The following is a 12,298-nucleotide window of genomic DNA, read 5'->3' on the forward strand; positions in this document are numbered from 1 at the left end:
TATATAAGTTAATTATTAACAGAATATTCAACTGCGGTACCTTTTAAGGTTGCAGAAGTACAATCGTTTATTTTTACGTTTACAAAGTCTCCAACTTTATAATTTTCTTTTGGAAATACAACGACGGTACTTTGTGAATTTCTACCCATCCATTCGTTTTCCGATTTTTTAGAAGTTCCTTCAATTAAAACTTCTTGTATTTTACCTAGGTGCTTTTCTGTTCTAAATTGACAATGTTCTCTTTGAAGTGCTATTATTTCTGATAAACGTCTTTTCTTAATAAGTTCAGGAACGTCATCTTCCATTTTTCTTCCTGCCAATGTGCCTGGTCTTTCGGAATATGCATACATATACCCAAAATCATATTTCACATATTCTAGGGCCTTTAAGGTAGCAGCGTGATCCTCTTCAGTTTCAGTAGGAAAACCAGTAATGATATCTTGAGAAATTGCACAATCAGGTAGTATTTGTCTAATGTTCTCAATCAGTTCAAAATACTTTTCAATGGTATGCAGCCTGTTCATTTCCTTCAAGATACGGTTGCTTCCACTCTGTACAGGTAGGTGAATATGGTTGCATATATTTTTATGCTTGGCCATGGTTTCAATGACATCCAGAGTCATATCCTGCGGATTTGAAGTTGAAAATCGAATTCTCATTTTGGGATGCGCCAATGCCACCATCTCCAAAAGTTTTGAAAAATTTGTAGCCATTGCTTTCTGCATTTCAGAAGCACTATCAAAATTTTTCTTGAGTCCCCCTCCATACCATAAGTAGCTATCAACATTTTGACCTAGTAAGGTGATTTCCTTAAAGCCAGTTTGCCAAAGTTCATTAACTTCTGATAAGACTGATTGCGGGTCTCGGCTACGTTCTCGGCCTCTAGTAAATGGAACCACACAAAAAGTGCACATATTGTCACAACCTCTGGTTATAGAAACAAATGCAGTAACACCATTAGTATTCAATCTTACAGGAGCAATATCGCCATATGTTTCATCTTTGGATAAAATGACATTAACAGCGTCTCTGCCAGAATCCACTTCTTTTATTAGGTTGGGTAAATCTTTATACGCATCTGGACCAACGACCATATCCACTATCTTTTCCTCATCCAACAACTTGTCTTTCAGACGTTCAGCCATGCAGCCTAATACTCCTACTTTTAAATGAGGCCTTGTTTTCTTTACTTTGTTGTATTCGGTTAACCGTTTGCGAATGGTCTGTTCAGCTTTGTCTCTAATAGAACAAGTATTCACAAGCACCAAATCGGCCTCTTCCAAAATCTGGGTAGTATTGAAGCCTTCTTTTGCTAATATCGATGCAACAATTTCGCTGTCGGCAAAATTCATTGCGCAACCATAACTCTCTATAAAAAGATTGCGTTTATTAGCTTTTTTTGTTTCATTAGCCAAAGTTGTGCCCTGCACGTTTTCATCTATGGTTTTCTCCATTATCCTTCATTTACTTTTCAAAAAATATTCGGTTGGCGAAGATACCACTATAATCAAAAATATGACAAGTTGACATGATTATTTAGGGTATTTTTAGGCTTTGACCGTTTAACCAATTATTACAATTCATTTAGAAAACAGTATCCAACGAATTAAATTAAAACCAGATTTAGCTTTCGGAAGCATATTAAGCATATCTATTGAATTAGATAAGAAAGTATGGTTGCAATGTATAATTATCGTAGTATTTACCATCGATACGATTTCTCCCTTTTTATAATATTCTTTAAATTCCTGTGATTGCATCTGGTGTTTTATTTATAGGAGCTATTCGAACTAACGAATTGCTACCAATGGTTGCTATTGCCATGGTGTTTTGTCTCCGGTTTTTGCAATTGGGGTTACTACATTTGGTTTGGCCCTTAATTCGGCGTTCTTAAAAATCTGTAAGTAGAAGAATATAGACAAAGAGTCGAATGATAATTATTTTTTATTTTGTAGGGAAGATAGATTATTTGGGCTCTCTATATGTTTGGTATTGCTGTTGTAGGCTTGTTAGCCTCTAGGGTGGGTCTCTGTAATGTGATAATCCTTTTTCATTAAATCCTTTGTTTTTTGCTTTTCGGAAGAGCTTTGAGCTTTGGAAATTTTAAAAACAACTTTTTTCCACTTGGAAATAATAACTGGTAATAATTTTCGGTTTGATATACGTAGCTGAGCTAGGGTTGTTTTTCTATAGAATAGGAGTCCTTTTACGCGATGCTAAGTAACGTGTCGGCCTACTTAATATTTATAAAGATGGTGTACGGATCAATGTAGAAGAATAGTATTTTTCACGTATACCAACGCAACTAAAAACATTTTTTCTCATCTGATTGTTACAACCAATTAAATTGTACAACGATGAGAAGGAGCGTTTTTTTGTTAGTAAGCATAGTTTTGTCGGCTTTTGTTTCCTGTGATAACGATGGTCCATACGATGACTATTTGGTAGCGCGACCGATTGTAATTAATGCTGTTACGTTTAAAGCTGAGGCCATCGACATCTTAGACCCAGTGCCAGTTGTATCATCCGGAAAAATATACACTTACCAAAATTATATTTTTGTAAATGATGTTGACCTTGGTTTTCATGTCATTGACAATCGAACTCCCTCAGCGCCAAAAAGTATCGCTTTTATTAAACTTGAAGGTAATTATGATATTTCTATAAAAGACGATAAACTGTATGCAGATAGTTATGGTGATCTGGTTGTTTTTGATATTTCCGATATCGATAACATCACACTATCTAATCGGATAGTAAATGCGATTTATACTAATGATATGTGGCTTTCAAGCATAGAATTTCCACAAGCTGATATTTACGAATACGATGATATTGATTATGACAAGGATATCGTAATTGGCTGGGAAGTAAAAACAGAAAGAAGACCCCTGTCAGACTATGAGGCACAGTTTAATTGTAATTCGTGCGACACGTTTAATAGTTTGGAAAATTTCGAGGGTACTCCACAACCTTCAGTAGGGCAGGGCGGATCTTTGGCCCGATTCAAAATAATAGGAGATTATCTATATGTAGTGGATTATAGCGATATCAGCATTTTTGATATTTCAAATTTAGAAGAGCCAAAAATTCTAGAAGATGTACAAGTGGCTTGGGATATAGAAACTATTTATAATCAAGGTGATATTTTATTTATTGGAGGAAGACAGGGAATGTATATTTATGATATTAAAAATCCAGAAAAACCAAAATTCATATCAGAATTTAGACACGGTACTGCCTGTGACCCTGTAGTGGTAGCTGGTAATTATGCGTATGTCACTTTACAAGGAGGTGGTTTTTGTGGTAACACCGAAAGCGGACTTTATGTTATCGATATTTCAAATTTGAAAAATCCAGAACTCAAAGTTATTTATCCTATGAATGGTCCAAATGGTTTAGGGGTAAAAGGTAATCAGCTTTTTATATGCGATGGCGATGCAGGCTTGAAAGTTTACGATAAGAGCAATGCACCTAACTTAATTTTGATTAATAATTTTGAGAACATTGTTGCTTACGATGTAATTCCATTAGCTTCATCACTTTTGATGATAGGTGATCGAACGCTCTATCAATATGAATATGTAGAGAACGATTTACAGCTTTTGAGTACTTTTAAATTGTAAAATTAAAATTAAAAAAAAGGGAAGCTAATTTTAGCTTCCCCTTTTTTTAATGAACTACTGTTCTGAGGATATCATCTTAATATCGTCTTGGGCCACTTTTGTATTTACGATTGTCGTCTGTTTTGCTACAAGCGTATTCAATTTATCGGTTTCTACATGTAATTCTTTAACGACTTCTTTGAAAAACTGTTGGGCTTGTTGGGTAGGAGGGTAGTCGCCCCTTTGTGAATCTGCTAAAAGAAAAGCCAGCCTGTTATTTATGCGAATACCATAATTGAGCGGGTCTTGCCTGCTTTGGTTTTTAGTCATATGAATATTGTTCTCTATGACCGAAAGTTCAGTTTCATAATCAGCTATCAGTTTTTGAATAGCTGCATTGTCTTTAGTTTTTTCTTTAAGATATTTTAAATCTTTTTGAATACTTCTTATTTTAATAATAGCTTCATTAGCCTTGCTAACTTGGTCACGAACGTCAACTAAAAAATCGAACTGGTCTTGATAATCCTTTTGAGAATTAGGCAGCCTAGGGTCTTTTACGATGTTAAATTTCTGTTCTTGGGATACACTATTTACAGTTAGTTTAACGTTGTAATTTCCAGGAATTGCTTTAGGGCCAGTGTTAGGTGACGAATAAAAAATCATGCCCTCAAATGTTTTGAACCCTGGGTAACGCAAATCCCAAACCATATTGTTTCCACCGGATTTCACGGTTAGTGGCTTAGCTGCTTCAGGATTTAATTTATTTTCTTTAGCACTTGTTGAAAAACGTTGTACCAAGGTGCCATCTTCTTCTAAAATATCAAGATGAACCGTATCCTTTTTTTGAAATTTATCTAAGTAGAAATTTATAATAGCTCCATCTGGATGATTCTCACCCACCAACTTGAGGTTAGGCTCTGACCATCCGCCAGATTGATGCATTCTATAGGAAGCGTCAGGTTTGTACAAATGAAAATCACTAGTAGCTACTTCTGTAGATAATTGATGCAACGGAGTTAGGTCATCGATAATCCAAAAACTTCTACCATGGGTCGCTACGATTAAATCATTATCTCTAACCTGTAAATCACGTATAGCGGTAATCGGAAGATTTAATTGAAAAGGCGCCCAAGATTTACCATCATCGAATGAAACATACATGCCCCATTCCGTTCCGGCATATAAAAGTCCTTCACGCACAAGATCTGTTCTAATCACCCTAGTGTAATCAGTATCCTTAATACCGTTCGTGATTAACGTCCATGTTTTTCCGTAGTCATTGGTTTTGTATAAATAGGGCGTATAATCTCCAAATTTATACGCTGTAGCAGCCACGTAGACTGTTCCTTTGTCAAATGGACTAGGGTCTATGGAATTAATCATATTTAATTTTGGAGACATTGAGGATGGTGGGGTCACATTATCCCACGTAGTTCCATTATCTCTGGTAACATGAATTAAACCATCATCACTACCTGTCCAGATTACATCTTTTTCTAAAATTGATTCTGAAACCACGAAAATATTTGAATAAAACTCTGCTCCCGTATTGTCTTGGGTTATAGGTCCGCCAGACGATTTAATGGTTTCAGGTAAGCTTCTCGTTAAATCGGGAGAAATTGTTTTCCACGATTGACCTTCATCGGTGGTAACATGCAAAAAGTTGGAACCTGCGTAAAGTTTATTGGAATCATGCCTACTAAATAATACAGGGTAGTTCCAATTAAACCGGTATTTCATAATTTCTGCACCAGAACCTGCAGGATTATCTGGCCAGACATTTGTAGATCTTGCTTGACCTGTAGTGTGGTCTAGTCGGTTCATGTAGCCTTTGAAAGTGCCGCCATATACAATTTCATTATTTTTAGGGTCTGGTGCTAAATGTGCACTTTCTCCACCAGCAGTAGGTTCCCAGTCACGTTCAGTAATAGATTCTCCAGACGTTCTACTTGAAATTCGTATGGCAGAATTGTCTTGTTGTGCACCATAAATACGATAAGGGAAAATACTATCTGTTGCTATGCGATAAAATTGCGCAGTGGGTTGATTGTAATAGGTAGTCCAGTTGTTTCCACCATCATTTGAAATTTGAGCGCCACCATCATCTGCAATTACCATACGGTTATTGTTGTTGGGGTCTATCCATAAATCATGATGGTCACCATGAGGGGCGTTTTTTAATGTGAATGATTTTCCTCCATCCGTAGAAACACCATAACTCACATTCATGACATAAAGTTTATCAATATTTTCAGTATCCGCATAAATTCTTGTGTAATACCATGCACGTTGGCGCAATGCCCTATTTTCATTTATTTTTTTCCAGGTAACACCGGCATCATCGGATCTGAACAAGCCACCATTATCTGCTTCAATAAGCGCCCAAATACGATTAGAATCTAAAGGAGATACCGTAATACCAACGATGCCCCAAGGAGATTTAGGTAGGCCAGAATGTGTTGAAATATCCTTCCAAGTGTCGCCACCGTCAGTACTTTTAAAGAGTTTACTATCTGGTCCGCCACTATCCATTCGATAACCATTCCTACTCATTTCCCAAGTCGTAGCATATAGTATTCTACTGTTGTTAGGGTCAAGAATTAAATCTCCAGCACCTGCTTTATCACTTACATAAAGCACCTTTTCCCAAGTATCACCACCATCTTTGGAACGAAAAACACCTCTGGTCTCGTTGGGCTTCCATAAATTACCAATGGCCGCTACATACACTAAATTAGGATTTTCAGGGTGTATTCGTATTCGAGCAATATGTTCAGAATCCTTTAGGCCTATGAATTTCCATGTCTCCCCTGCATCCATACTTTTCCATATTCCTTTCCCAGAAGATACATTACCACGTAATGTCTGTTCACCTTCACCAACATAAATGATATTTGGGTCAGACTCCGATACTGCCACAGCGCCAATAGAACCACCAAAAAAACCATCAGAAATACATTGCCAAGTATTTCCTGCATCGGTTGTTTTCCAAACACCACCACCAGCAGTGCCCATGTAATAGAGATTTGGGTTGTTTGCCACACCGGCAACCGTACCTGCCCTGCCGCCTCGAAAAGGCCCGATAGAGCGATATTCCATTCCATTATATAATGAGTCGTTATAGCTAATAGTGTTTTTTTTTCGCTGAGCCTCAATATCTTGGAACGGTTGTAAGAAGAGAAATGCGATTAGAATAGAGAAGTAGAGTTTCTTCATTATAGGAGTGCTTTGAGTTATTTTCCTTAAAAATAGAACTATTTAATACGCATTGGAAACGGACTTTGATAAACTTTTTGATTTCTATGGAATTAATCATTTTAAAGGCATCTTTCTAAGTAATTACAGGAAGAAATAAATGTTTGAAATTTCAAAGTTTAATTTTTAGTATACATTTGTAGCCATAAATAAGGTTGATGGCGAAAAATTTAGTAATTGTTGAGTCTCCTGCAAAGGCCAAGACTATTGAAAAGTTTTTGGGAAAAGATTTTAAGGTTGAATCTAGCTTTGGTCACATTGCTGATTTACCTTCAAATGAATTGGGAGTAGATGTTGAGAATGATTTCTCCCCTAAATATATTGTAGACAAGGATAAAAAGGCTTTGGTTAAAAAACTGAAGGCTTTGGCGGATAAAGCTGAAACTATCTGGCTCGCGAGTGATGAAGATCGCGAGGGTGAGGCTATTTCTTGGCATTTAGCTGAGGAGTTGGGTCTTGATGAGAAGAAAACTAAACGTATAGTTTTCAACTCTGTTACAAAGGCCGCCATTCAAAAGGCAATTGAAAACCCAAGGGAAATCAATTACAATTTGGTAAACGCCCAACAGGCAAGACGAGTTCTAGACCGTTTAGTAGGGTATCAACTATCTCCTGTTTTATGGAAAAAAATAAAACCGGGTCTATCGGCTGGTCGTGTGCAATCTGTTGCAGTACGCCTTATCGTTGAGCGTGAGCGAGGTATTGAAGGGTTTGATCCTAAAGCATCTTTTAAGATTGCAGCAGAATTTAAAACAGAGGCGGGAAGTGTTTTTTCAGCCAAGTTGAATAAAACTTTTGCAACTAAAAAAGAGGCAGAAGCATTTTTAGAAAAAAATAAGGCTGCTGATTTTTCAGTTAGTAAATTAGATAAGAAGCCAGCTAAAAAAACACCTTCGGCACCCTTTACTACGTCTACACTACAACAAGAGGCTTCTAGAAAATTATATTTTTCTGTTGGAAGAACGATGCAAGTAGCCCAACGGTTGTATGAAGCAGGTTTGATTACATATATGAGAACCGATAGTGTGAACTTGTCAAATGAAGCATTGACTTCTGCTAAGGAAGCAATTGTAAAGAATTACGGTAAAAAATATAGCAAGACCAGGAATTTTACAGGAAAATCAAAAGGAGCGCAAGAAGCGCACGAAGCCATTAGGCCGACTGAGATGGACAATCAATCTCCTTCTTTAGAGCGAGATCAATCTAAATTATACGAGTTAATTTGGAAACGTACCGTTGCATCACAAATGAGCGATGCAGAGCTTGAACGTACGAATGTGAAAATTAAAGTAAATAAGCATAAAGAAGAATTTACTGCGAACGGAGAGGTCATTAAATTTGATGGATTCTTGAAAGTTTACATGGAAAGTGTAGATGATGAAGATGTAGCAGAAGAACAAGAAGGAATGTTGCCTGCCATGAAGGAAGGTGAGCGACTATTAAATAATTTTATATCGGCTACCGAACGCTTCACCAGACCTCCATATCGTTTTACAGAGGCATCTTTGGTTAAAAAATTAGAGGAATTAGGCATTGGTAGACCCTCTACCTATGCGCCGACAATTTCTACGATACTTAATAGAGGGTACGTTGAAAAAGGGACCATTGAAGGAGCGGAAAGAAAGTATCAGCAGTTAGTATTAGAAGCAAACGAAATTCAAGAAAAGAATCTTACGGAGAATGTTGGGTCTGATAAAGGAAAAATGGTACCTACTGATATAGGTATGATTGTTACAGATTTTCTAGTGAGTAATTTTGCGAATATTCTAGATTATAACTTTACGGCTCAGGTAGAAGAAGATTTTGATGAAATAGCTTCTGGTAAAGAGGATTGGAAGAAAATGATGAAGAACTTTTATAAAGATTTTCATCCAAATGTGGTTGACGTAGAAGAAAATGCAGACCGTGCCAGTGGCGAACGAATTTTAGGTAAAGACCCTAAAAGTGGTAAACAGGTTTCAGTCCGATTGGGAAGATTCGGACCAATGGTGCAAATAGGTACCGTTGATGATGAAGAGAAACCAACGTTTGCAAGTTTATTGCCAGAACAGTCATTGAATACCATTTCTTATGAAGAAGCAATGGACCTATTTAAACTTCCAAGAAAGCTTGGTGTTTATGAAGGCGAAGAGGTTTTGGCCAACGTAGGTAGATTTGGGCCTTATGTGAAATTTGGCGAGAAATTTATCTCTATGGATAAGGGTGAAAGTGCCTTTGAAATTGAAATGGATAGGGCAATTGAATTGATTGTTGCGAAACAAATAGCCGATGCACCTATAGCAACTTATGAAGATAAGGAAGTAACCAAGGGAGTTGGTAGATTCGGGCCATTTATAAAATGGGACGGAATGTTCATTAATGTGAATAAAAAATATGATTATGATACGCTATCAAATGACGATATCGTTGAGCTTATTGAAACTAAGAAGCAAAAAGAGATAGATAAGGTTATTCATAATTGGGAAGAAGAAGGTATTCGAGTAGAAAAGGCTAGATGGGGTAGGCACAATATCTTAAAAGGTAAAATTAAAATTGAGTTAGCGAAGACTGTAGATGCAACCAAAATCACCTTAGAAGAAGCCCAAAAGATGATAGAACAAAAAACGCCTAAGAAAAAGGCAAAAGCCAAACCTAAAGCAAAAGCAAAAAAGTAAGATGTTTTTAGGTCGAAAGTGTGATGTATTATTTTTCATGATGCTAAGAACAACGAACATATTAAAGAATTAAGAATAATTTCTAATACATGGCCTTTGATTTTTTAGTTCCAGTACCTGACAAAGTTTTGGCCCACAATGAGTTATTACCAGAACAAGCGATTGGTAAAAACACCCATATACATACGGAAAAAGATGGCTTGCCAGTATTAGCAAATGCCACTGTTGCTATCTTAGGCGTAAGAGAGTCTAGGAATGCTTTTGAAAAGAAGCATGAAAAGCTAGATGTGTCTGGTATAAGATTACAATTTTACAAGTTGTTAGTGGGTAATTGGAACGCAACTCTAGTTGATTTAGGTGATATTGAAGAAGGTGCAACAGTAGAAGATACTTACTTTGTTGTTAAGGAAGTTGTTGCCGGTTTATTAGAAGAAAATATTATACCGATTATTATTGGGGCTACTCAAGATATTACATACCCTGCGTATAGGGCTTTTGATGGAATAAGGGATATGATTAATCTGGTGGCTATTGATAGCCGATTCGATTTTGGTATTGACGATGAATTGATATCTTCCCATTCGTACATGAGTAAAATTATTACCGATAAGCCAAATAATCTTTTTAACTTTTCAAATATTGGTTTTCAAAGTTATTTCAATGCCCAAGAGGAAATTGATTTAATGGAACGGTTATTTTTCGATGCCTATAGACTTGGAGATGTGGCTAACGACCTTTCATTGGCAGAGCCTGTTTTAAGAAATTCGCATATGGTCAGTTTAGATATGCGTTCTGTAAAGGCAAGTGAGATATCCCTATCGGCCAATTTTTCACCTAACGGTTTTACAGGTCGAGAAATTTGTACCATTGCCAGATATGCCGGTATAAGTGATAAAGTCTCTGTTTTTGGAATGTATGAAATGGAAAATACGGTTCAGTCACAACAGCTTATCGCTCAAATTATTTGGTACTTTATCGAAGGCATTAATTATAGAATTAAAGAGTCTCCATATTCTAAGAGCGAAGACTTTGTTAAATATAATGTACCCTCAGAAGATGAGGAATTAGTCTTTTACAAAAGTTTATTAACAGAAAGATGGTGGACAGAAGTCCCATCAATTTACACTTCACATACTAAAGGCCATACACCTGCGTTATTACCTTGCACCGAGAAGGATTATTTAGATGCATGTAATCAACACATTCCCGAAAGGTGGTTTAAAGCCTACAAGAAAGGCTTTAATTAAACAAGTATATTTTAAAGCATTAAAGGACTTTAATACAATATTTTATATAAAACATAGTTTTAGATGTTAGAATAAACCATTGTATTCTGAGTTTAAACCATAATCGAAATTTAACCTAAAGTATGAAGAAGCTATTGTTATCCTCTATAGCGTTTGTTTTTTTTCTCACAAGTTGTGGGTCGAAGCAGAAAGGTGAGCTAACCGGAGTCCAGGGAAAAAAGTGGTATCCAGAAAAACCATATGGAATGGAACTTATCCCAAGGGGTTCTTTCATTATGGGTAAGAGTGAAGAAGATCAGGCGAAATTATTAAACGCTCCTACCAAAACGGTAACGGTACGTTCCTTTTATATGGATGATACTGAAATCACGAATAGCGAGTACCGTCAATTCGTTGAATGGGTAAAGGATTCTATTGTGAGAACCAAATTGGCCATTTTAGCAGATGAATTGGGTATCGGTCCGGAAGAAGGTGGTATTGGTGATTATGCATTTAAGGATGCAGATACGACTAGGGCTTCCGTTTATGATAAGTATATGTTGGATAATTACTCAGGAATGGGCGAAACCGGATATGAAGGTAGAGCATTGAGTAAGGATGATGAACTTGTTTGGAATACTTCAGATTATCCAGATGAATATTATACCGAAATAATGGATAGTATTTACTTGTCCGAAGAAGAATCCTATAATGGTCAACGTACAATTGATGTTAAAAAATTAAAGTTCAAGTATAATTGGATGGATATAGAAGCTGCAGCTCGTGCTTCTTTAAAAGGAAATTCGAGTCGTAAAGATTTCATCCGTACAGAAGAAATAGAAATTTATCCGGATACAACAGTATGGATTAGAGATTTCTCTTATTCTTATAACGAACCAATGCACAATGATTATTTCTGGCACGATGCGTATAGCGAATATCCAGTAGTTGGTATTACTTGGCAACAGGCGAAAGCTTTTTGTAACTGGAGAACGAAGTTCAAGAATGATGATAACAAAAGCCGAGGAAGACAGTTTGTGAATCAGTTTAGACTTCCTACCGAGGCAGAATGGGAATATGCTGCAAGAGGTGGTATTGAATCAGGAACTTATCCTTGGGGTGGACCATATGTGATTAGTGATACAGGGTGTTTTATGGCCAATTTCAAACCACAACGTGGTGATTATGCTGCAGATGACGCTTTATATACGGTAGAAGCTAAATCATATGAGCCTAATGACTTCAATTTGTATAATATGGCAGGTAATGTATCTGAGTGGACAAACTCAAGTTATGACCCAAGCGCATATGATTATGTATCTACTATGAACCCTAACGGTGGTGATCAATCGAACACCAGAAAAGTTATAAGAGGTGGTTCTTGGAAAGATGTAGCCTACTTTTTGCAAGTAAGTACCAGAGATTATGAATATGCAGATTCAGCCCGTAGTTACATAGGTTTCAGAACCGTACAAGATTACATGGGCGAAGAAGATTCAACACAATAAATAAAAATATTAATAGTTTTAGTATAAGTACAAATCAAATTTTTAACCAA

Annotated in this window: 6 protein-coding genes; 4 read left to right on the forward strand and 2 right to left on the reverse strand. The window is 36.6% G+C overall.

Annotated elements, in window-relative coordinates:
• Nucleotides 1-8: 8 nt before the first annotated feature.
• Nucleotides 9-1,454 (reverse strand): tRNA (N6-isopentenyl adenosine(37)-C2)-methylthiotransferase MiaB, encoded by a 1,446-nt coding sequence (gene miaB, locus ES765_RS01085; RefSeq protein WP_138110742.1) that lies wholly within the window; start codon nucleotides 1,452-1,454, stop codon nucleotides 9-11.
• A 903-nt stretch (nucleotides 1,455-2,357) separates the two neighbouring features.
• Here miaB and ES765_RS01090 point away from each other — a divergent pair.
• Nucleotides 2,358-3,626: an LVIVD repeat-containing protein gene (locus ES765_RS01090; RefSeq protein WP_138110743.1), complete on the forward strand. Its 1,269-nt coding sequence runs from the start codon at nucleotides 2,358-2,360 to the stop codon at nucleotides 3,624-3,626.
• Nucleotides 3,627-3,680: 54 nt separating this feature from the next.
• Here ES765_RS01090 and ES765_RS01095 read toward each other — a convergent pair whose 3' ends face one another.
• Entirely contained in the window at nucleotides 3,681-6,821 is a 3,141-nt protein-coding gene (locus ES765_RS01095) for a WD40/YVTN/BNR-like repeat-containing protein (RefSeq protein ID WP_138110744.1), read from the reverse strand.
• Nucleotides 6,822-7,018: 197 nt separating this feature from the next.
• On the opposite strand from ES765_RS01095, the gene topA reads away from it, so the two are divergent.
• From topA to gldK, 3 genes are all read left to right on the forward strand, one after another.
• A complete protein-coding gene (topA, locus tag ES765_RS01100; protein ID WP_138110745.1) occupies nucleotides 7,019-9,514 on the forward strand; it encodes a type I DNA topoisomerase in 2,496 nt (831 codons plus the stop codon).
• An 89-nt stretch (nucleotides 9,515-9,603) separates the two neighbouring features.
• On the forward strand, nucleotides 9,604-10,761 hold the full coding sequence (locus ES765_RS01105) for a formimidoylglutamase (protein ID WP_138110746.1): 1,158 nt from the start codon (nucleotides 9,604-9,606) through the stop codon (nucleotides 10,759-10,761).
• Between the two features lie 122 nt (nucleotides 10,762-10,883).
• Nucleotides 10,884-12,248, forward strand: coding sequence for a gliding motility lipoprotein GldK (gene gldK, locus ES765_RS01110; protein WP_138110747.1), 1,365 nt, complete (start codon nucleotides 10,884-10,886; stop codon nucleotides 12,246-12,248).
• Nucleotides 12,249-12,298 lie beyond the last annotated feature (50 nt).

The sequence above is a fragment of the Maribacter sp. ACAM166 genome (assembly GCF_005771495.1).
GTDB lineage: Bacteria > Bacteroidota > Bacteroidia > Flavobacteriales > Flavobacteriaceae > Maribacter.